Below are 20,694 nucleotides of genomic sequence, written 5' to 3'. Positions count from 1 at the left end.
TTGCTGGGGAGTATGATATTCGGGTTTTGGTTGTGGACGAGGTTTTCACGTCTAAGCGTTGTCCCGTCTGCGGGAGGCCTCACGAGGGGGCTCGCTTCCTTCGTGGTTTGTTTAAGTGTCCCGAGACGGGGCTTGTCTTCAATTCAGACTTGGTTGGGGCGTTTAATATTTTGAAGAAGGTTGTGAAAACCATAACCCCGAGTCTGAGCGGGCTTTACGCTCAAGGGAGGGGTAATTGGGGGAAGACCGTCCCGGAGGGGTTGAAGACCCGCTTTTTAGTGGGTTTGAATGAGACCCCTCAAACCTCTCCGCCATTAGCGAGGGGTTAGCTCGTTGGAACCCCCGCCCTTCACGACGGGGAAGAGGTCAGCAAAAGGCCAATGAGCAAGAAGTTTTTCATGAAGAAGGACGAGAAAACCGGAAAGCCGGTCTACACCCGCGCCTAGCATTTTGAGTTCAGAATGTGGGGAGATGAAGAGATCCTCCGCGTTACCTGGGATCTGGGGCTCGGAATGAGGAATCCCATGGCTTTGGAATGGTGGAGGTGGTATGATGGAACACCCCGAAGAGATTCTCGACTTTAACAAAAGAATTGAGAACGCCATATCCGGAAAAACACCCGAAAGGAAGATATGGGTGACGCCTCTGAGTTTTTGCCTCAGAAAGGCGGCGCTGTCCATATACCTGGGAACGTTCAAGTACGAGCGAACAGGAGAAATGCTCGTTGGGACGGTGCTCCACAAGTGGGTCGGTGAGGCACTAGGTGAGGAAGCGGACTTTGAAGTTCAGGTTGGATATCCTTTTGAAGACGGTTGGAAGCTCGTCGGAAAGGTGGACGCAGTAAAGGGCGGCTATCCAATCGAGTTCAAGTTTAGGGGTTTTGACTCAGGAGACGAGAACGGTCCAAGGAACCTCGACGAGATAGAAGAGGCTCCGAAGCTTGCCAGGGAACAGCTGAACGCCTACCTCAACATGATGGACAAAGAGATTGGCTACGTTTATGTCTTCGACCGCAACGGACTGCAGTTTAAAGTGTTCCCGGTAGAGAGAGACAGGGATGCGTTCGAGAAGTTCCTTGGAAGGGCAAGGGTAGTCATTAGGGGCGTCAAAGAGCTGGAAAATGGGAAGTTTCCGTCGTGGATAACTCCAAGATTTAGCAATGAATGCGAAACCTGCATTTTCAGGCCAATATGTTCGGCTATAAATGGAAGGCCGTCTAAATGATGTCCCCCATCGGATTTTTCTCCACCCCAATTATTTCTCTGAAGGGTCTGGAACGGAGCTTGTATATGACGATCGAATCCTCGTTCTCGTCTATGAGTTGCTGGAGGGTGGCTTTTATGCGCTCGAACTCGGCCCTTGTAACCTCGCCCTCGAAGACGCTGTTCTGAACCCAGTGGAGGTGTTGTCTGAGGAACTTCTTGACCTTGTTCACGCGCTCAACGGAGACATCGTAGACGATGACGACGTACATGCCACCACCGGAAATACTACGGCTGGCCTCTTTTTATAGTTTCGGCCGTATCACGCTTAAATTTCCCCATCGGACAAACTGCGGTTTAGTAGGTATCCAATCCGAGAAACATCCCTTAATCTGCCCCGGGAAGTCTTTAGTAACATGTTGTAAGTATTTAGTAAAAAGTTACAAATTTCAGATATTTTGTAACTAAATTTTTTCGAGATCCCAAGAGGAATCGTGTAAGGCATCTTTAGTATCTATTCCCAGTATAAATCGTTGCAATAAGACTCTAGGAGAATTGAAAGCGCCTTGGCGAAGGAGGTTATCAGGCCGGCAACCCTGGTTGCAATAAGACTCTAGGAGAATTGAAAGTTGGGAGAACGTAGTCCAGCCCGGTAACCACGCACTTCGTTGCAATAAGACTCTAGGAGAATTGAAAGGAACCCGATGAGGCTCATTGATTTCGGCAAGGTGGCGTTGCAATAAGACTCTAGGAGAATTGAAAGGCGCCACGGCTGTGCCCCCTACCAGCACGGAGATAGTTGCAATAAGACTCTAGGAGAATTGAAAGAAGGACATCAACCAGTACCTAACCGAGCGTGCCCAGGGTTGCAATAAGACTCTAGGAGAATTGAAAGGGAGGTCGGGTGTTCCCGTGCTGGAGAACAGGACTGTGTTGCAATAAGACTCTAGGAGAATTGAAAGCTTCGGTGAGAGAAGGCTCTGGTTCGGGTAGACAATCGTTGCAATAAGACTCTAGGAGAATTGAAAGTCATGCCGGCTGGCAAGTCAGCCCTCCACTTCTCGATTGAGTTGCAATAAGACTCTAGGAGAATTGAAAGCCGTAAGCGTTATATATATGTTTTACATAATACCTAAGTTGCAATAAGACTCTAGGAGAATTGAAAGACGACATAAGCAACTACAAGCGCCCGCAGTGGGCCATCGTTGCAATAAGACTCTAGGAGAATTGAAAGCGGCCAACCCCAAGAAGGGTCACTTCTTGAGGGACAAGTTGCAATAAGACTCTAGGAGAATTGAAAGACTGATGCCCTCCCTTACGCCGGGGTAGCATAGGTGTTGCAATAAGACTCTAGGAGAATTGAAAGCGTGACGGTCGTCGTGACGGATGTGGAGACCGGCGAGGTTGCAATAAGACTCTAGGAGAATTGAAAGGAGGGTTCTTGGGGTATCCCGGGCCGGTCTCATAACCGTTGCAATAAGACTCTAGGAGAATTGAAAGAAACAACTGGCTGGATCGGGCCTTACCTGAGTGGCTTGTTGCAATAAGACTCTAGGAGAATTGAAAGTTGTTCCGTCTCAACGTTGTACTCGATAGCATAGTAAGTTGCAATAAGACTCTAGGAGAATTGAAAGTTCACCGTGATCGGGCTCGTGACGCTGCTCGCGGTGAGTTGCAATAAGACTCTAGGAGAATTGAAAGGTAGTGGTTGTACTTGTAAAGGTTGTACGTTAGTGTCAGTTGCAATAAGACTCTAGGAGAATTGAAAGCACCATTTCGGCCACCTCCATATCGGGTTCTTCACTGTTGCAATAAGACTCTAGGAGAATTGAAAGCGCCTGGGAGAAGTTCAATTGGAAGGTCGTGAAGCGGGTTGCAATAAGACTCTAGGAGAATTGAAAGGGAAGTACAGCTTCCCGTCCCGCTCTATGAATGCATTGTTGCAATAAGACTCTAGGAGAATTGAAAGCATCGAGGTGCTCAAGAAGTTCATCAGGGCATAAGGAGGTTGCAATAAGACTCTAGGAGAATTGAAAGCGGTCGTAGCTCACCGCGAAGGGGACCGGTGAGCGGAGGTTGCAATAAGACTCTAGGAGAATTGAAAGGACGATGAGTGGGACACGAGCATGTATTACCGCAATTGTTGCAATAAGACTCTAGGAGAATTGAAAGTGAAGAAGGCCAGAAGCGGAACCTCGGCAAGGGCCTGGTTGCAATAAGACTCTAGGAGAATTGAAAGCAAGGCCCTGGGGGCGAAGGAATGAGGGCTTTTGATGTTGCAATAAGACTCTAGGAGAATTGAAAGAGGCTGAAGTCGGGGAACTGGAGCGGGCTGAAACCCGTTGCAATAAGACTCTAGGAGAATTGAAAGGGAGCTTCTATCGAACCCCTATCAGGACATGAAACAGGTTGCAATAAGACTCTAGGAGAATTGAAAGCCTGATGGTCTCAACGTCCTCATCGTTGCCGACGTCCGTTGCAATAAGACTCTAGGAGAATTGAAAGCAATTATGGTGCCAACAACCCTCGCCATCCCCATCACGTTGCAATAAGACTCTAGGAGAATTGAAAGCCGGGGCAGTAATGGTGGGTGTGGTGACGACCGCCGGTTGCAATAAGACTCTAGGAGAATTGAAAGGAAATTCGGCAAAAACGATATTCAGATTATCAGCCGGGTTGCAATAAGACTCTAGGAGAATTGAAAGCTGTTCCGAGTTCACGCGGATAGTCATCCTCGAACTCGTTGCAATAAGACTCTAGGAGAATTGAAAGCGGTCGTAGCTCACCGCGAAGGGGACCGGCGAGCGGGTTGCAATAAGACTCTAGGAGAATTGAAAGACTCCTCGACCTCTTTTCTGTCTATCTCCCTGATCATGTTGCAATAAGACTCTAGGAGAATTGAAACCTTCCGGTGAAGCTCTTCATTGCGGTCATCTTTGATCGTTGCAATAAGACTCTAGGAGAATTGAAACTAAGCATCACTTCTTCGTCGGGGACTATCTCATATAGTTGCAATAAGACTCTAGGAGAATTGAAACGTAGATCTCGTCCGGCACGTAATCTACGGCATAACGGGTTGCAATAAGACTCTAGGAGAATTGAAACCTGACTTTAGCCAGCTCTTGTTGGAGGGTGGAAATTAAGGTTGCAATAAGACTCTAGGAGAATTGAAACAAGACCGGCATGCTTGGCCAACTACACCACCCGGCTATGGTTGCAATAAGACTCTAGGAGAATTGAAAGTCTTTAAATGAACCTATATACCCCTCTATTCTCAAAAGTTGCAATAAGACTCTAGGAGAATTGAAAGAAGAGACCATGCAAGAAGAGCCTTGGTGGGCAAAGTACGTTGCAATAAGACTCTAGGAGAATTGAAAGCACCGACTTTTGGGACGTAAAAGATAAATTCGCCCAGGTGTTGCAATAAGACTCTAGGAGAATTGAAAGAAAGATGAACTCGCTAAGGAACTGCAACTGACCCTGAGTTGCAATAAGACTCTAGGAGAATTGAAACGGGGTCGCAGTAAGACTTCCTAGAGTTGGGTGGATCTTGAGGGGGTGTGGGGGACGGGACGTCCCCCCAGATAATAAGACTCTAGGAGAATTGAAAATAGAGGATTAGAAGCTACTCCCTCTGCGCAAGCTCCATCTCAAAGACTCTGTCGAAAACCGCCTTGTGGTTTCCGAAGGCCTCAAACATTCTGCCGGAGTAGTTCTCGGAGGCGGTTTCGAGAAACAGCCGCAGGTTTCTGCTTATCTCGTCGCTCATGGGGACGTGGAGAGGTGAGGGTTCGTAGTAGTCGAGGCCCTTCATGAGGGCCGTTGAGAAGTACCAGAGCGTTTTTCTGACCTTTCTGCCCTTTATTGTGGAGAAACTTGCCTCCATGCAGTTGAACGCCGCGTGAAGGAGGACTATCATGTCGATCTCGACGCCGCGCTCCAGCAGCCTCTTCCTGCCGGCGTCCTTTCTGAGGTCCGTTATCCTGTAGCCGCTTCTCGTCTGCTCATCGTAGGGCACCTCAATGCCGTAGATGCCCTCCACCCGGGGGTCATAGACAAGAACCTCGGTTCCGCCGACGATGTAGAGCTTTCCGTCGCGAACCTCAACGACGGTGTTCTCCGTGCTGAGGACCGGCAGACCTTTGGCCATCGCAAGAACCGAGATGGTGCTCTTCCCCGTGTGTGGGTATCCAACGAAGAGCACCGCCTTCCCGTTGGAGGCCATGACACCCACGGAGTCAGTTATGAACATCCTGCCGGCCCTGGCCGCGGCCCTCGCGGACGCCTGGAGTATGAAGAAGATAGGCGCCTCGTTTCCGTAGGCGGACGGGACGCGTGATTCTATCTTGTACTCGTCGCGCCCCATGTGATCATAGACCGCACTGAAGACCCTGAACTCGTCGCCCTTAAAGCGCTCTACTACGACGTGAGGCTCTCCTGAACTCTCCCCGACATCCGGAAGATAGCGCCGCGCAAAAACTCCATTGAAAGCCCTCTCAAAGCCATCGTCAAGTTCCCCGCTGAAATGAACGTTCACACCGCCGATTCTCATGCCCATTGGCTCCCCCGGTATGGGCTGGATGGGGGGATTTATAACTTTTCCGTGAAACTCTCGGAGAAGTTAATTAGCCCCACTCCGTTGAAGTAGGCGGTGTTCCCCCGTGGAAATTTAGTTCCCATCAAATCGTTTAGGGCTATAGGCACTTGAGTTTTTGGCTGATTGACCTATGAACTTCCAGTAGGAGGTTTTGATCATAAAATCCGAGGATTTACCTGATGATCAGAGGGCACTACCTGAAAAACACCCGCAGAGAAGTGAAGTAATCAGCTTTACGACCTGATAACATTCGCAGTACTGGCACACTTATACTTCGGAGGAGTTTACAAGCATGCTTACAGGGTGTTAGTTGAAGAAATGAAACTGTTCCCAAAATCAGGTACAACAAACTAACAGAACGCTTGAACCGGTACGAAAAATTCCTGCTGCTGGCACAAGGGAATTATTCAGAAAACACGCTAAGGAATACGTTAGGATACTGGACTCGAAACCCATTCGTTTGGTGTTGCTTACACGCTGGTGAAGCGGGAGGATCAGGTTAATAATTTGGGGGAGGGGAAGTTTTACGAGTACTTGTCTGGTTTCCGGAGAAGGACTGAGACTTTGTTTTCGAAGTTTTTTGAGTTTCTTTTGAGGCCGAGCAGGAGTGTTAGTTTGGAGGGTTTTGAGTATTGGGATTTTGGGGACAATCCTGACTGTGAACCGGTGGATTACACAACTTCATAAGTGGTCTGGAACTAGGGGTATCCTGACAGTATCTACTGAGCTAGGGCAAACCTTAAAAAATTTTCAGACATAATTCAACACACTAACTATAAAGTATTGCGAAGAAATCTTGGAGGTGGTATGATGTCGACTTTTGCCTTGTGGTGGTTTAAGTGGGATGGCTCGAATTACGAGTCAAGAATGAAGGTTGGAAGTAGAGAAGCAACAGTGCAGGACTTTAAAAACAGAGGTTTCGATTATTTGATAGCTTTGGATGGTGAGGGTGGGGCATCAAACTACAGTGGTCCCGGTTATGACAACGGGTATAAGGATGGTCAAGAACTTGCCATGTGGCTCACTTTTAAACTTCAGAGAATTCAGTACTATGTCACAATTCCCTTCTACAAACTCAATTCAGCGAGTGTTCCAAGAGGCGATCCTCAAGGACAATTTAATGATTCTTACTGGCATGGTTGGATTGATGGGGTTTTAAGCGTTGCAGACTCAAACAGAAGGGGATTCTACTGGAGCTTAGAAGCTGCAGGCCAATTTACACATGGATATGATTCTGGAAAGACAGTGGACAAAGAGTTCATTGAGGATCTTTCTAACTATGTACGAGTGAATCACAGTTTAAGGCTTATTTGGATACCAGCGTTTAGAGACAGAACCATAGATGATCTAGACAACTATACAGACATCAAGGGATATCGTGGGTACTTCAACTATGTTTTCTGCCAACCAAACTATTATCAGAATTCTCTTATGCGTGATGGAAATCCTTACTCTTACGAAGAACTTAAAAGAAGAGTGGACTGGATCTATGAGGGGCAAGTTTATATGGAGATAGAGGTGGATAAGGCAATTTTGGGCATCTCAGAAAACTGTAGGTGTGGGGTAGGAGAGTGCTGTAAAGAGTATGCTTCTCATTATATTAACGCACAAGAAGATGTTTTGGGCGGCAAGTTTTATCATAGGGCTTACTACTTCAGCACTGACTTAAGAGTTATTGATGAAATGGAAGAGTACTGCCAGAACAACTTGGGGGAGCGTTATGTTTAAGCGTGTTTTCCTCGTTTTTTTAATCTTCTCTTCTCTGACGGGCTTTGCTTCAGCTGGCATTGTTTATCAGGCCGGATTGGGAGATGGATTTTCTGCATATACTGAAGTTTACAGTGACGGAGAAAACGCATTCTTACTTGTCACGTATACTCCAACCCAGTGGCCTGCACATTTGGGGCCTGTTTGTGAGGGCTTCTGGAACTACACTCTCGAAGAAAAACCGTTTCACTGCTATCTTAGCCCAGTCGTATGGTACTATTTTCCTTTTTATTTTGATGGGGATAATCTGTACTTTGTTAATCCTTTCTTGGATGACTTTTCCTCCAAATCCTCAGAGATTTCATCCCATCCCCTGTTCTATCGTCAAGATAGTGCATGGACCATGGTCTTTTTTGGACAGAAAGAGCCATTCCCTTCTCTTGTGTGGCGCTTTGATAGAAATTGCATTGATTATTTAGGAGTAGGGAATTACACGAGAGAGCAGAGAAGCCCAACAACTAAACCCGTTGAAGGAGTGTTAGAAAATGGTACTGTGCTCTTCTCCAACGGTTCACAAACGTATGTGATTCCCATTGAAGAACTGGAACCCTATTTTGACGCCAACTTCATGGTAAAACACCTTGAAGGTGTATTCCTTAAGGAGGGAATTCTCCTCTATCCTGCAGTCTATCAAGGCATTTGGAACATTACACCGGGACAGCATGATTACAGTAGGGTAGTTCTCTTCGGAAAAGAGGAAAGCGAAACCAAACTCCTGAACACATCAAGTCTGAAGCCGTTCCCCGTATTCTTCTATGATGGAAAGAGCCTGAAAGTTTTCCGCATCTTCAGAATTGTTGAGAATGGAAAATTAGAGGTTTTTGTGGAGAAGAACTTCTTTACTCATTGGCCCAAATGCATTTACAGGAACGTGACGATCACCATGACAAAAACAGTCGCGATAACAATGACTAAAACTGTAACGGAGACAAAGGAGCATACTAAAACCGTGACCGAAACAAAAAGAGAGGAAGGAATTTGCGGGCCGGCTTTTATTGTATTGCTATCTTTGATGATTTTAGCTCTCAGGGGAAGTAAGTAGATTCCTAATAAACGATACTGTGCAGGATAACTGGGACATCACCTTCTGGAATCATCCGGTGATATTGCCTTGGGATCGCCAAGTGTGGAGTGCACCCTAATAAAATTATACCGGAAGGCGAACAGGAAGATAAACCTGTGAACCCTCCTCCAGTGTTTACTCCTAAAAATTATTCCAGAAACGATTGGTCCGCTCCTTAACAGGACATTATTAACCGCCTCAAGAACAAGTTGGAAATTTAACAAAAGTATGAAAAAGGGGATTCACTCGAGGGCCGCGAGGAGCTTCTCCATGAACATCTTCTCGGGGTAGGCACCCTCGAACTGAACCTTGTCCTCGCCATCAACAATGATGACGATCTTCGGCACGGCCATGACGCTGTACTTGTCGGCCCACTCGGGGTACTCGATGGCCTCGACCATGTCGCCGAGTATCCTGCCCTTGCCGGCGTTGGTGTTCTCGATGGCGAACTTGTGGGCCATCCTGACGGCGAGTGGGCAGTACGGGCAGGTCGGGGTGACGAAGACGAGTATCCTGACGTCCCTGTCAACGTTGGCGAGGTCCTGCTTGCTCTCCGGCATCAGGTCGGTGGTCGCGTTGCTGACATCGACGATGCTCTCAAGGAAAGCACCGAACTCGTGGCCGGCCGGAAGGCCGAAGAACCTGACGCCCATGTCCTTGCCGTCCTGGGTGAGAGTGATGGCCGGGGCGCGGTCGATCCTGTACTGCTCGGCGAGCTTCCTGCCCTCCTCGCTGTCGAAGTCATGGAACTCGTAGGTGAGCTTGTCGCTGAGCTCGCTGAGCTCCTGAACCAGCCCCTTGAGCTGGTCGCAGTACTGGCAGTGCTCCTTGCCTATGAATCCAATAATCTTAACGGGGTTCGTCATCTTGGAGAAGAACTCCTCCCTGATGACCTTCTTGTCAGCGTCGCTAATCAGTCCCATCTCCAACACCTCCCTAGCTAAAGGTTTATAACGTTTTGAGCACAATACCACGTGGAGTTTAATCTCCAGGTTTGCAACCTAAGGTTGAATGTTCACTATATAAGCTTTGCGTCACAGATTTGGGTGGTGTGGGTCATGACTGAACCGGACATCTTTTACATCCTGGGGAACAAGGTGAGGCGCGATCTGCTCAGCCACCTCACCTGCACCGAATGTTACTTCAGCTTCCTGAGCAGCAAGGTTAGCGTTTCTTCGACGGCCGTTGCAAAGCACCTTAAAATCATGGAGCGCGAGGGGATATTGAAGTCCTACGAGAGGGAGGGCCCATTCATCGGCCCGGCCAGGAAATACTACGACATAGCCATATCAAAGACGTACGTTGCTACCGTTACGCCAAACCTGTTCTGGTACCGCGGGCTCGACCTGGGGGGAGAATCCCTGGAGAAAGCCAGCATAGACCTGTCCAGTATTCCTATGGAGCACGACTCGCTCCTGGGCATGGTTCACTCATTCCATGAGCTGACTTCGGAGCTTGAAAAGGTTCTCAAGGCCCTTCAGGCAGTTGAAAGCAGGCGCGAGGTGCTCATGAGGCAGATAAAGGAGCGCTACCTCAGGGAGATCGGCGATATGACCCAGCTCGCGATACTGCACTACATCCTCCTCGTCGGAGAGGCCACCGTTGACGAGCTCAGCGACAGACTTAACCTCAAGGAGAGGGAGGTTTTGGTCAAGGCCCAAGAGCTGGACAGGTTCGTACCGTTAATAATAAAAGACGGCACCATTAAAATTGACGAAGAAAGACTCAAACAAAAACTTGGCGGTGAAAGCGATGCCAGAGAAGATTAAAGTCATTGTGAACGAGGACCGGTGCTACCTCTGCGGGGGCTGCGCCGGTGTCTGCCCCACCCTTGCAATTGAGGTCCACTCCAGCGGCTGGGAGTTCCTCCAGGACAAGTGCATAAGCTGCAGGATATGCATCAGCGCCTGCCCCGTTGGAGCGCTCAGCGCCGAACCCCTGGAGGTGAGCGAATGAAGGAGATGAAATACGACGTCGTCGTTGTCGGCGCCGGAATCGCCGGGCCGATAGTGGCGAGGAACGTTGCCAAATCAGGTTATTCGGTTCTGCTCATCGATAAGAAGCCCGCCATCGGCACGCCCAAACAGTGCGCCGAGGGCATAAGCATAAAGGTCTTTGAGAAGTACGACATTCCCTACGACAAGCGCTTCATAAACCGCGAGATCTACGGCGCCAAGCTCTACTCACCCAGCGGATACGAGCTTGAGCTCCGCTATAAAGAGGCCAGCGGCGTTATCCTCGAGAGGAAGGTCTTCGACAAGATGCTGGCCTACTACGCGGCAAAGGCCGGCGCCGACGTCCTCGCCAGAACCGAGGCGCTGGACGTCATCAGGAAGGACGGGAGGATAGCCGGCATCAAGGCCAAGCACGAGGATGAGACGGTTGAAATTCATGCCGATGTCATAGTCGCAGCGGACGGTGTGGAGAGCACGATCGCGAGGAAGGCGGGCATAAACACCTACGCTCCCCCGCACGAGTTCGATTCCAGCTACGAGTACGAAATGCTCATCGAGGGCTACGACCCGGACCTGATACACCTCTGGTTCGGCAACGAGGTTGCCCCGAGGGGCTACGTCTGGGTCTTCCCGAAGGACGAGGACAGGGCCAACGTCGGAATAGGCATCAACTCAGACAACCCGCAGACGGCCAAGTACTACCTCGACAAGTGGCTGAAGGAGAACAATATCCCTGCCAAGAAAATCCTTGAGGTGAACGTCGGCGTTGTCCCGGTCGGCGGCTTTGTCAAGGAACTCGTCAAGGACAACATTCTCGTGGTCGGCGATGCTGCCAGGCAGGTAAACCCGATGCACGGCGGGGGAATGGCCGAGGCTATGGAGGCCGGAACGATAGCGAGCAAGTGGATAGTCAAGGCCCTCGAAGAGGAGGACCTCGCGCTGCTCAGGAACTACACGACCGAATGGTGGGAAACCGACGGAGAGAGGCTTCAGAAGGTTCTCAAGGTCAGGAAGGTCACGGAGAAGCTCAGCGACGAGGACCTGGACCTCTTCATCCAGATACTCAGCGGTGCCGACGCAGAAAAGATAGCGGGCGGAGACTACGGAGAGGTCATCAAGGCGCTCCTCAAGCACCCGAAGGTCATCCTCAGCCCGAGGAGAATAAAGCTCCTCAGGGAGCTTCTCTGAGCCTGAACCCCTTTCCCTTCTTCCTTGAAAACACCACTATCTCTCTTGCCCTCCCGACGCTCAGGCTTCCCCAGGGGGAGTGTAGGTCTTTGGAGTTCTCGATGAGGTAGTAAAGCTCCACGTCGCCGGAAACCGTTTTTATGAAGGCCAAAACGTCTGGGAGCTCGGCTATCTCCTCGCAGGTTCCGTCAGAGCACTCCAATGGCTCTCCGTCGAGTCCCTCGCCGAGCTCAAGGGCGAGAAGCCGGGCAGTTTCATCGATCGAAGCTGGGTATAGCGTGTAGAGCCTCCTGACGGCCTTCAAGAGAACGGGAAAGCGTCTGCCTCCCTTGTCTATCCCGTAGCCGATGCTCCTCAGCGGATCCCTGACCGGCCTCCCGTGGAGGGCGTTTCTGAGCTGGACGACGCGGTTGGCCCAGACCATCGTCGGTTTCGGCTCGCTGAGGAGGGAGAAGCGCCTGTCGAGGGAAAAGCCCCTCTCAGGATTCAGCTCCCTGAGAGGAGAAAGCCAGAGGTCAAGTTCTGGTTCGCTGACCAAGAGATGGCCGGCTTTGAGGACGTCGAGCCCCTCAAGGAACAGCCGGTAGGAGCCCTCGATGACATCATCCCGTCCAAGGGGGAAAGCGTAGAGGCTCGCGTCAGCCAAACCGAGGACGAACGTTGACTGAACCTCAAGAAGGCTCGCAAGGGTTACTTCATTCAGCCTAACCTCGTCCCTCAACCTTTCGAGGAACTCGCGGGCATTGTCGAGCAGAACCTTGGCGGTCCTTTCCCACTCGTCCATGGTAAGAACTCCGCAAAAGGGAAGATAAGGCTATCGCTTCCAATCCCTGCAGTTCATGTCCACGCATATCTCGTACTCGCGGCCCTTCTCGCGTATCTTGACCACCGGCGCGCCGCCGCAGCAGGTTTTGTTGGTTGGAATTATCTCACCGCGCTGGAGGAGTGGGTAGGTGACGTTGCACTTTGGCCAGTTGGAGCAGCCGACGAAGCGCTTGCCCGTCTTCCGGTTGTACCTCACCACGAGATCGCCGCCGCACTTGGGGCACTTGCCTACCACGAGGGGCTCTTTCCTCCTCTCTCCTTTGTCAACGGCCTTTTTAACCGCCTTCTCCTCTTCCTCGCTGAGCTCCTTTACCGTGCCGGCTTTTCTGGCGGCTGTTTTTGAGGTAGTCGCCCCGGTTCCAGTAGTCTCCATGAGCATCTTTCCGATGTCGAGTTCCCTCTCCTTGAAAACCTGGAGGATTTTGATGAGCTGGTTCTTGCTCTCCTCGATGACGCCCTCCCTATCGGCCTTCCCTGCCATAATCTCCTCCATCTTCTCCTCGAAGGCCTTCGTCAGCTCGACGCTCACTATGTCAGGCACGTTCTTCTCCAGGGCCTCAACGACGCGCATGCCGAGCGGGGTGACCTTTATCTTCCGCTTGCCCTCAATGTAACCGCGGCTGTAGAGGGTCTCCAGAATCTGGGCGCGGGTGGCCTTGGTTCCTATGCCGAGGTCCTCCATCCTCTTGATAACCGCCGCGGGGGAATAGCGCGCGGGGGGCTTCGTCTTCTTCTTCTCGCGCTTAATCTGGATGACCTTGACCGGCTCGCCCTCCTTAAACGCGGGGAGGATCACCTCGTCGAACTTGACATATCTGCCGTAGACCTTCAGCCAGCCCTCCTTCACGGTCCTCGCTCCACCCAGGATGAAGCGGTGGGAGTTGGAGTTTAGGATCACTTTCATTATCTCCCTGACGGCCGGCTCCATGAAGAGGGCCAAGAAGCGCCTGACCACGAGGTCGTAGATGTTCTGCTCATCCTTCGTGAGGTCACCCGGCTTCGGAAGCTCCCCAGTTGGATAGATTGCTGGGTGGGCGGGGTCGTCCTTCTTGCCCTCGACGGGCTTGAGCCGCTCCTTACCCAGGAGCTCGTGGGCGAAGGGCTTGTACTCAGGCAGCTTGGCGAGGTTCTGGAGAATGGAGCGGAAGTTGAGGTTCTTGGGGAGCTTCTGCGAGGAGGTGCGGGGGTACGACTGTAAACCCTTCTCGTACAGCTTCTGCGCAATCTCCAGGGTCTTCTTCGGGGAGTAGCCGAAGGCGGAGTAGGCCTCCCTCTGCAGGGTTCCAAGGTCGAAGGGTACCGGCGGATTCCTCTTCTGCTGCTTGACCTCGACCCTCTCGACGAAGGCCGGGCCCTTTTTCGCCTCCTCGACGATGCGCTTCGCCTCGTTTTCATCGAGTATGCGCTCCTTCTCATAGACGGCGGTGTATTGCTCCCCGTTCTTCTCGAGGAGCATCTTGATTACCCAGTACGGTGTGGGCTTGAAGTTCTGAATCTCCTTCTCCCTGTCAACCAGAAACTTAAGCGTCGGACCCTGGACGCGGCCGGTGGAGAGAACCTGCCACTTGCCGCTGGCGCGCTTTATGGCCGATGTGAGGGCGCGGGAGAGGTTTACACCCCAGTACCAGTCGAGGACGTGGCGCGCTATTCCAGCATCGGCCATTCCGAAGTTTATCGTCGGTTCGAGGTTGTACCATGCTTTGAGGAGGTCCTTTTTGGTGAGGGCGGAGAACTTCATTCTCTTCGCCCTGGCGGGGTCAACGCCGCAGGCGTACTTGAGGGCCGTGTAGCCGATAACCTCACCCTCCGTGTCGTAGTCGCAGGCCACCACGAACTCATCCGCCTGTTTGGCAACCGCGGCCAGGGCTTTGATGTAGTCCTTCGCGTAGCTCTTGCCCTTTTCAGCGACATAGACAGGTACCCACCCGATGTCGAAGATGGGGTAACCGTAGGTCTTCACCTTGGGGGCGAGGGAGAAGAGGTGGCCGACTGCTGGAGCGACGATTATCCTCTTTCCGTCGCGGGTGAACTCGTAATAACCTACCTTACCTATCGTTTTTCTCACGGGTTTGCCTTCCGCCAGCGCATAGGCGATTTTACGAGCAACGTTGGGCTTCTCGGCTATGATGAGCGTGACCATGACGACACCTTGAGGTGATAGGCAGGTGGATTATAAAAATCCTGCGGAGCAAGCTTTTGGAAAAAGCTTGCTACGAACTTTGGGTGAAGCTTTCCCAAAAGCTTCCAGCGAAAAGCTTAATAAGGAACCCCCCGATGCACCTACCGCGGGCGGGGCCGTAGGGTAGCCTGGTCCATCCTGCGGGCTTTGGGAGCCCGTGACCCGGGTTCGAATCCCGGCGGCCCCACCAGTGCAAACTTCGCCTGCGCGACGTTGAAGCGGAGCTTCAACGCACGGGACGACAGTCCCGTTGAGTTTGATCAAGGTTTGTGATTCTCTCTGTAAGTTCAATTTTGAAGGAGTGTTTGTGTTCTAACGGCTCTTTTGGATTGGGAATTCATCTTTAAACTCTCTTGAAGTTAGGTTTACCTCTAGAAAGCGCTCCGGAGGAGCGCGAGAAAAAGTAAACCTCAAAAAGCAAATACTAGATAGATGCTGAATTCCAAGCTTTAAAGGACCATCTATAATGCAAACACTTGTAATGAAACCCTTTCCAAAAAGAATCACGAACTTTTGGTGAAGCTTTTCTTAAAAGCTTCAACGCTGGCGGAAAATGGCATGCAATTTTAAAAAAGCTTGTTTTCTAAGTGGTTTGCTCTTTAATTGGGAGTTCTACGGTGTTTCACTCCCCACAAGGCGTCCAAAGACGCCAGAATAAGAATGAAACCTGTTCAACAGCCTGTTTTAAAGTCAAACCCTATTCACGAGCAAATTTTAAAATGCACGCTCGGATTCCCGCCAAGTTGGAAGAAAAGGTCTAGGATATATGGTGTAGCCATTTCGGGGTTTGAGAGTACAGAGCAAGCTTTAACAAAGCTTGACCAAAAGTCTGTGATTCCCTTTAAGGCTCCTTTGCAGAAGGGATTTCAAGTCCAAACTTGGCCTTTAGAAGGTTGAGTCATCGAAAATAAAGCTTTTTCACGCGGGTTTCACTTGAACCGCGCTCCGAAGGAGCGCCAAAAACGCTTGAACCCTCCTGAAACACCTCCTTGGAATGAATCAATTCTGCCCAAAAAGCAGTCCTCAGAGAAATCCACTCAAAGCACGCTTTTTTCAAAAGGAATCACGGACCTTGATCAAACTTCGCGAAGGCGAAGTTTGTAGAATGGAGCCCCGGGCGGGGTTTGAACCCGCGGCCTGCCGCTTACCAAGCGGCCGCTCCACCAGGCTGAGCCACCGGGGCGTCGATGATACGATGCAGCAGAGGCTTTATAAATTTTTCCCTTCCCCCAGTTTGTCCACCAATCCCTCAAGGACCTCCTTGAAGTTGGCCGCATCTATCCATTTAATGCCCATCTTCTGCGCCCAGGTGAGTATGCCGACGTCGGCAGAGACTATCGTGGCGTCGAGCTCCTTTGCGAGAAGAATCAGCTCAAAGTCCTCCTTGCTGTCCACGATACCCTCACGGAGGGCTTTGCGGTAGTTTCTGCGGAGTTTCTGAATTATCCTGTCCACGTTATCGGTCTCGATGACCCCCTCCCGTACCGCCCTCTCGGCGACGCGGAGTCCCTTGTCGATCCTGCGCCGGATGTCGTCTATCAGCTCGTAGACGACGAAGGCAGGGATTTTGATGTCGTGAACGTTCGGGGGCTTTTTGATTATGTACAGCTCGACCTCGGGAAGGAGCTCCTCCTCATCGACGAAATGCATAACCTCCCTGTAGATGCCCGGGGGCATGTAGAACTCTATTTTACCGAAGAGCTTCTCGGCATAGTCCAGAAAAGCCCGCATCGCCTCGGTTGGACTGTCGCCGAACTTTCCCCGTATCTCGGGGTTGACGAAGATGCTCGTGTCGAGGACAAACCGCATTGCCACGCTACCACCACAAGCTTATTTAAGCGCGGAAGTTTAAAACGGTTAGGTGAAAGCATGAAGGTCGGAGTCGTTTTTGGAGTCAGCGAGCTTGCGAACCCGAAGGCCTTTGAGAAGAAAGCCTCGGAGTTCATAACAGGCCTCGCAAAGGAGTTTGAGGTTGTTGGAGGGTTCTTCATCTCGACGAAGAGGGATTTCAAGGAGGCCAAGGAGGAGGTCAACTTCAACGAGGTTGATGCCATAGTCCTCTACCCGCTGACCGGTGGCACCGAAGGCCCGCTGAAGGAGTTTACGGTTTACAGGAGGCCCACCGTGATTTACGGTGACCCATTCAACAACTCACTAGCAGCCGGAATCGAGCTCAGGGAGTACTTCAGGGACAGGCTCGTACCGTCCACCCTGGTAAAGGACTTCAACGAGCTGAAGGCGGCGCTTCTGGGATACGAGGACATGAAGGACATTCTGGATAAGTTCCTCAAGATGCGCATCGGCATAATCGGCAGGGTCTCACCCTGGCTCATCAACGAGAAGTTCGAGCTTCCCTACACCAGCATCAGCCTCAAGAAGTTCTACGAGTACTACGAGGCCACCACCGAGGCGGAAGGCTGGAAGGTGGTGGAGGAAATCGTCGGGAAGGCCATCGAGATAAAGGAGCCCGGCAGGGAGGACCTGGTAAAGGCCGGAAGGATATACCTGGCGATAAAGAGAATACTGGAGGACTACAGGCTCGATGGATTTACCATCGGCTGCTTCGACCTGATAGGCAAGCTCAAGGCGACGCCCTGCCTGGCCCTGGCGATGTTCAACGCGGAGGGAATCCCTGCCGCCTGCGAGGGCGAGCTGAACGCGCTCATGGGCATGATGATAGCGAGGCGCTTCTTCGACAAGCCGGCGTTTATGGGCAACATCGCCGACTACGGGGAAAGCCACATAATCCTCGCCCACTGCACAGCACCGCTCATCGGAAAGTACATCATCAGGTCGCACTTTGAGAGCGGCATGGGCGTCGGCGTCGACGTCCAGCTGCCCAGAGGAACGGCCAGCCTCCTGAAGATACGCGGAAGGAAGGCCGTTGTTGCCGGCGTCGAGGTGGTCGGCCAGGAGCACAGCAACTTTAGATGCAGAACCCAGATGAAACTCCGCATAGAGGACGCAATGGACTTCATAGACGGCACCCTCGGAAACCATCACCTGCTGGTCTACGTGGACAGCGAGGAGCTGGCTGATCTGTTGAGTGAACTGGGCTTCGAGGTCATGCTCTACTGAGCTTTTTTCAATTTCCAAACTTTTCCAGAACAGACTATCAAAAGGAAATGTGAAAAGGGGGGCTAAGCGGCGCTCTTCTCGAACCTCGCCCCGTAGAACTTCAGGCCAAGCCACGCCACGACTCCTGCCCCTATGACGATGGGGTTCAGGGTCACACCGGCCAGGCCGAGGATACCGATTACCCCACGCATCCAGGACTTGAGCTTCGTGCTGTAGAAGCCGGTCAGCGCTATCGCCAGGAGGTACATGACGAAGAGCGTTGCCACCAGGTAGTAGAGCACCCGGATGATCATCGCCGGGGTCCACTCGGAGACCGTTATGAGGAACATCTCCGGGTGGGTGAAGTATATGTACGGCCCTATGTAGCCCGCGAGCGCGTACTTCACAGCGTTCATCGCGGTCTTCCAGAAGTCTCCGCCCGCGATTGCTGAGCCCGCGTAGCTCGCGAGAGCCACCGGCGGGGTGACGTCCGCAAGGATTCCGAAGTAGAACACGAAGAAGTGGGCCGCGAGCATGGCTATGAGGACGGTGTAGCCCGGAACCGGCTGGTTGTAGGGTGCGATGTTCCTGACCAGCATGTAGATTGCTGGAGCGGCGACGAGCGAGGTGATGATATAGTTGGCGGTCGTGGGGACGCCCATTCCGAGGATGAGGCTGAAGACCATCGTGAGCAGGAGTAGCAGCCAGAGGTTTCCGTGGGTAAGGCTGATGAGGCGGTAGCCGATGTTTGTAAGCTCACCGGTCATCGTGAGGACACCCTGTATGAGGCCCGCGCTGGCGGCCGCGAGCATGACGCTGACGCTGGTTTTGCCCGCGTCTATCATGGCCTCGTAGGTGGCGCGGTACATCATCTTGCCGCTGTCGAGTGCAGAGCGGTAGCCGACGAGGATTGAGAAGACTATTCCAAAGACACCGGTCATCAGAACTATCTGCTCCTTGCCCATTCCAAGGTATTTGGTCAGGGCTATGAACAGCAGGAAGAGGGAGGTTATGTAGAACTTCTCGTTGAATGCAACACCCTTCTTCATTACCCCAAGTGCGGCCAGCAGAAGGAACATGGCCAGGAGAACCATGGAAGTCTGCTTTCCAACGTCCTTGCTCAGGAACATCAGCAGCGTTGCCAGCAGTGCAACGGCGACGTAGAGCTTCTCGTTCCCGTATATTTCATCCCTCGATATCCATGCAACCCAGATGGCAACTCCGAGCGACGATATGGCGGCTATCTGGGGCGCTATTCCCCACACGAGGGCAACTGTGATGACGACTATCGGCAGGAGGATGTAGAGCTTGCGCAGGAAGTAGGCCATCGTCTTGAATGCCTCGGCGGCCATGCCCTTCAGACCGAGCCTCTTGGTTTCGAGGTCTATGAAGAGGTAGACTCCGCCGTAGTAGACCAGGGCCGGCAGAACCGCCGCGATGATGATTTTGTTATATGGTAAATTGAGGAACTCGGCCATGATGAAGGCTGCCGCACCCATTATCGGCGGCATCAGCTGGCCGCCGGTTGATGCGACCGGCTCGACGGCTCCAGCTATTTCCGGCGGGTAGCCGGCCTTCTTCATGAGGGGAATCGTGAAGGTTCCCGTGGTGAGGACGTTGGCAACGCTTGAACCGCTGACCGTTCCCATGAGGGCGCTCGAGATGACCGCAGACTTTGCCGGGCCGCCGGGCCGCTTTCCAAAAAGGCTTATCATGAACTCGGTGATGTAGTCGCTGACGCCTATCCTCAGCAGGAAGGCACCGAAGAATATGAAGGCAAACACGTATATCGTCATGACGAAGAACGGGATTCCGAAGATTCCCTCGTCGAAGTAGAGCTGCTGGACGAAGCGGGTCCAGTCGTAGTTGATGGCGTAGATTCCGTAGAGCAGGAAAAGGACGACTATCATGGGCAGAACCCAACCGAGGACGCGCCTCGTTGCCTCGATGACCATTATTATGGCCAGCAGGCCAAAGATCACATCGGTCTGGTTCAGGGACGACGTCAGTATGTAGCGCTCATAGACCGCAAACAGGTAGAGCATTGAAACCACTCCGGCAGCTCCCATGATGTAGTCGTAGGAGAAAACCTTCCGGAAGTACGTCTCCCTCTTGCGTATCGGGTAGAGGAGGAAGGTTATCACCATGAGCATTGCCATGACGAAGGCCTCGCCCTGCTTGGGCTGGAAGGTTATCCTCAGGAATTCGAGCTCCACACCGAGGCGCTGGAAGAGGTCGTAGAGCGTGTAGTTGAAGTTGAAGATGAACAGAATCTCGTACAGGCCGATGAGCACCGCCGCCACCTTAACCACGAGTTCCAGCCTCGGGGGCAGGGTCCTCGTCCTCTCTATCACGACCTCCTCCATCTCAACAACATCTATACTGGGTTCTTCTGCCACTTTACCACCTCCCAATGAGTTTCATTATGAGCGGAACACGCTTGATGCGGAAATCCACAACGATCTGCCTCCCGCCGTCGGAGTTCACGATGACGGGGGAGCCGTCCACGGTGATGTTCGCGTGGTTTATCGGGATGAACCAGTAGCGGAATTCCTTCCCGAGGTAATCGCGGGTCTTCTTGACGTAAAAACCGTCCGTCAGGTTCTGGATGTCCTCGGGAAGGCCCGCCCCGAAGTCCTTCCACTTCATCTCGACGGCGTAAAAACCGCTGTCGTTGGCAACGAGCACCTCCACCACAGGACTCCGCTCAACGCTGTGGATGTAGGATATCTCGATCGCAGAACCAAGGGGATAAACGTAAGATTCACCATCAACAGTTATCTCAACCGCTTTAACCGGAAGAAAGGGCAGAAGGAATACAAGGATGACTGCAAAAAAAGAAAGAGTTTTCCGGCTCAAAG

The 20,694-nt window shown here is 52.0% G+C and carries 16 protein-coding genes, 2 tRNA genes, 2 pseudogenes and 1 CRISPR repeat array; of the genes and pseudogenes, 10 read left to right on the top strand and 10 right to left on the bottom strand.

Translation table 11 applies throughout. From position 1 onward, the window contains the following. Nucleotides 1–329, top strand: a 329-nt coding sequence (locus tag APY94_RS12190; RefSeq protein ID WP_157065549.1) for a zinc ribbon domain-containing protein, incomplete at its 5' end; no start/stop codon positions are given. A gap of 223 nt (nt 330–552) precedes the next feature. Beyond that, complete coding sequence (locus tag APY94_RS12185) at nt 553–1,224, top strand: CRISPR-associated protein Cas4 (protein ID WP_058939877.1); 672 nt, start codon at nt 553–555, stop codon at nt 1,222–1,224. Here the strand turns inward: APY94_RS12185 and cas2 are convergent. Both cas2 and APY94_RS12175 read right to left on the bottom strand, forming a co-directional pair. Next, nucleotides 1,217–1,474: a CRISPR-associated endonuclease Cas2 gene (gene cas2 / locus APY94_RS12180; RefSeq protein ID WP_058939876.1), complete on the bottom strand. Its 258-nt coding sequence runs from the start codon at nt 1,472–1,474 to the stop codon at nt 1,217–1,219. The genes APY94_RS12185 and cas2 overlap by 8 nt on opposite strands. A gap of 260 nt (nt 1,475–1,734) precedes the next feature. Further along, nucleotides 1,735–4,813: direct repeats of the CRISPR family, unit length 30 nt; unit sequence GTTGCAATAAGACTCTAGGAGAATTGAAAG. A gap of 14 nt (nt 4,814–4,827) precedes the next feature. Continuing rightward, nucleotides 4,828–5,760, bottom strand: coding sequence for a hypothetical protein (locus APY94_RS12175; RefSeq protein WP_058939875.1), 933 nt, complete (start codon nt 5,758–5,760; stop codon nt 4,828–4,830). A gap of 190 nt (nt 5,761–5,950) precedes the next feature. On the opposite strand from APY94_RS12175, the pseudogene APY94_RS13280 reads away from it, so the two are divergent. The 3 genes and pseudogenes from APY94_RS13280 (at nt 5,951) to APY94_RS12160 (ending at nt 8,608) form a co-directional block, all read left to right on the top strand. After that, nucleotides 5,951–6,559, top strand: a pseudogene (locus APY94_RS13280) (hypothetical protein). Nucleotides 6,560–6,609: 50 nt separating this feature from the next. Then, nucleotides 6,610–7,527 carry a DUF4855 domain-containing protein gene (locus APY94_RS12165; RefSeq protein ID WP_058939873.1) on the top strand — a complete coding sequence of 306 codons (918 nt, stop codon included), beginning with the start codon at nt 6,610–6,612 and terminating at the stop codon, nt 7,525–7,527. Beyond that, nucleotides 7,478–8,608: a CGP-CTERM sorting domain-containing protein gene (locus APY94_RS12160; RefSeq protein WP_157065548.1), complete on the top strand. Its 1,131-nt coding sequence runs from the start codon at nt 7,478–7,480 to the stop codon at nt 8,606–8,608. The genes APY94_RS12165 and APY94_RS12160 overlap by 50 nt, the downstream gene beginning before the upstream one ends. Here APY94_RS12160 and APY94_RS13025 read toward each other — a convergent pair. Together APY94_RS13025 and pdo are read right to left on the bottom strand one after the other, a co-directional pair. After that, nucleotides 8,585–8,809: pseudogene (locus APY94_RS13025) on the bottom strand (hypothetical protein); the annotation flags it as partial. The gene APY94_RS12160 and the pseudogene APY94_RS13025 sit on opposite strands and share 24 nt — an antisense overlap. A 62-nt stretch (nt 8,810–8,871) precedes the next feature. Beyond that, entirely contained in the window at nt 8,872–9,552 is a 681-nt protein-coding gene (gene pdo, locus APY94_RS12155) for a protein disulfide oxidoreductase (RefSeq protein WP_058939871.1), read from the bottom strand. Nucleotides 9,553–9,687: 135 nt separating this feature from the next. Here pdo and surR point away from each other — a divergent pair, with 135 nt between their 5' ends. The 3 genes from surR to APY94_RS12140 are packed head-to-tail and all read left to right on the top strand — an operon-like array spanning nt 9,688 to nt 11,772. Beyond that, complete coding sequence (gene surR, locus APY94_RS12150) at nt 9,688–10,398, top strand: sulfur metabolism transcriptional regulator SurR (RefSeq protein ID WP_058939870.1); 711 nt, start codon at nt 9,688–9,690, stop codon at nt 10,396–10,398. Continuing rightward, complete coding sequence (locus APY94_RS12145; protein ID WP_058939869.1) at nt 10,382–10,585, top strand: DUF362 domain-containing protein; 204 nt, start codon at nt 10,382–10,384, stop codon at nt 10,583–10,585. The genes surR and APY94_RS12145 overlap by 17 nt, the downstream gene beginning before the upstream one ends. Beyond that, nucleotides 10,582–11,772 (top strand): geranylgeranyl reductase family protein, encoded by a 1,191-nt coding sequence (locus APY94_RS12140; RefSeq protein WP_083500660.1) that lies wholly within the window; start codon nt 10,582–10,584, stop codon nt 11,770–11,772. The genes APY94_RS12145 and APY94_RS12140 overlap by 4 nt, the downstream gene beginning before the upstream one ends. Here the strand turns inward: APY94_RS12140 and APY94_RS12135 are convergent. Together APY94_RS12135 and topA are read right to left on the bottom strand one after the other, a co-directional pair. Then, complete coding sequence (locus APY94_RS12135) at nt 11,756–12,556, bottom strand: hypothetical protein (RefSeq protein WP_058939868.1); 801 nt, start codon at nt 12,554–12,556, stop codon at nt 11,756–11,758. The genes APY94_RS12140 and APY94_RS12135 overlap by 17 nt on opposite strands. A 30-nt stretch (nt 12,557–12,586) precedes the next feature. Then, on the bottom strand, nt 12,587–14,737 hold the full coding sequence (topA, locus tag APY94_RS12130; protein WP_058939867.1) for a DNA topoisomerase I: 2,151 nt from the start codon (nt 14,735–14,737) through the stop codon (nt 12,587–12,589). Nucleotides 14,738–14,888: 151 nt separating this feature from the next. Between topA and APY94_RS12125 the strand changes: the two genes are divergently transcribed. Beyond that, nucleotides 14,889–14,966, top strand: a tRNA-Pro gene (locus APY94_RS12125). Nucleotides 14,967–15,882: 916 nt separating this feature from the next. Here APY94_RS12125 and APY94_RS12120 read toward each other — a convergent pair. Both APY94_RS12120 and APY94_RS12115 read right to left on the bottom strand, forming a co-directional pair. Then, a tRNA-Thr gene (locus APY94_RS12120) sits at nt 15,883–15,959 on the bottom strand. A gap of 26 nt (nt 15,960–15,985) precedes the next feature. After that, nucleotides 15,986–16,585 carry an RNA ligase partner protein gene (locus tag APY94_RS12115; protein ID WP_058939866.1) on the bottom strand — a complete coding sequence of 200 codons (600 nt, stop codon included), beginning with the start codon at nt 16,583–16,585 and terminating at the stop codon, nt 15,986–15,988. A gap of 60 nt (nt 16,586–16,645) precedes the next feature. Here APY94_RS12115 and APY94_RS12110 point away from each other — a divergent pair, with 60 nt between their 5' ends. Beyond that, nucleotides 16,646–17,854, top strand: coding sequence for a hypothetical protein (locus APY94_RS12110; protein WP_058939865.1), 1,209 nt, complete (start codon nt 16,646–16,648; stop codon nt 17,852–17,854). A 62-nt stretch (nt 17,855–17,916) separates the two neighbouring features. Here APY94_RS12110 and APY94_RS12105 read toward each other — a convergent pair whose 3' ends face one another. Together APY94_RS12105 and APY94_RS12100 are read right to left on the bottom strand one after the other, a co-directional pair. Next, nucleotides 17,917–20,232 (bottom strand): TRAP transporter permease, encoded by a 2,316-nt coding sequence (locus APY94_RS12105; RefSeq protein ID WP_058939864.1) that lies wholly within the window; start codon nt 20,230–20,232, stop codon nt 17,917–17,919. Between the two features lies 1 nt (nt 20,233). Beyond that, nucleotides 20,234–20,692: a DUF1850 domain-containing protein gene (locus APY94_RS12100; protein ID WP_058939863.1), complete on the bottom strand. Its 459-nt coding sequence runs from the start codon at nt 20,690–20,692 to the stop codon at nt 20,234–20,236. Nucleotides 20,693–20,694 lie beyond the last annotated feature (2 nt).

Source organism: Thermococcus celericrescens, from assembly GCF_001484195.1.
GTDB classification, from domain to species: Archaea; Methanobacteriota_B; Thermococci; order Thermococcales; family Thermococcaceae; genus Thermococcus; species Thermococcus celericrescens.
This window is presented reverse-complemented; position numbering and strand designations above follow the sequence as displayed.

Coding starts and splice junctions, on each gene's coding strand:
- APY94_RS12185 (WP_058939877.1), top strand. CDS start 553: ATGGAACACCCCGAAGAGATTCTCGACTTTAACAAAAGAATTGAGAAC.
- cas2 (WP_058939876.1), bottom strand. CDS start 1,474: ATGTACGTCGTCATCGTCTACGATGTCTCCGTTGAGCGCGTGAACAAG.
- APY94_RS12175 (WP_058939875.1), bottom strand. CDS start 5,760: ATGGGCATGAGAATCGGCGGTGTGAACGTTCATTTCAGCGGGGAACTT.
- APY94_RS12165 (WP_058939873.1), top strand. CDS start 6,610: ATGTCGACTTTTGCCTTGTGGTGGTTTAAGTGGGATGGCTCGAATTAC.
- APY94_RS12160 (WP_157065548.1), top strand. CDS start 7,478: ATGAAATGGAAGAGTACTGCCAGAACAACTTGGGGGAGCGTTATGTTT.
- pdo (WP_058939871.1), bottom strand. CDS start 9,552: ATGGGACTGATTAGCGACGCTGACAAGAAGGTCATCAGGGAGGAGTTC.
- surR (WP_058939870.1), top strand. CDS start 9,688: ATGACTGAACCGGACATCTTTTACATCCTGGGGAACAAGGTGAGGCGC.
- APY94_RS12145 (WP_058939869.1), top strand. CDS start 10,382: ATGCCAGAGAAGATTAAAGTCATTGTGAACGAGGACCGGTGCTACCTC.
- APY94_RS12140 (WP_083500660.1), top strand. CDS start 10,582: ATGAAGGAGATGAAATACGACGTCGTCGTTGTCGGCGCCGGAATCGCC.
- APY94_RS12135 (WP_058939868.1), bottom strand. CDS start 12,556: ATGGACGAGTGGGAAAGGACCGCCAAGGTTCTGCTCGACAATGCCCGC.
- topA (WP_058939867.1), bottom strand. CDS start 14,737: ATGGTCACGCTCATCATAGCCGAGAAGCCCAACGTTGCTCGTAAAATC.
- APY94_RS12115 (WP_058939866.1), bottom strand. CDS start 16,585: ATGCGGTTTGTCCTCGACACGAGCATCTTCGTCAACCCCGAGATACGG.
- APY94_RS12110 (WP_058939865.1), top strand. CDS start 16,646: ATGAAGGTCGGAGTCGTTTTTGGAGTCAGCGAGCTTGCGAACCCGAAG.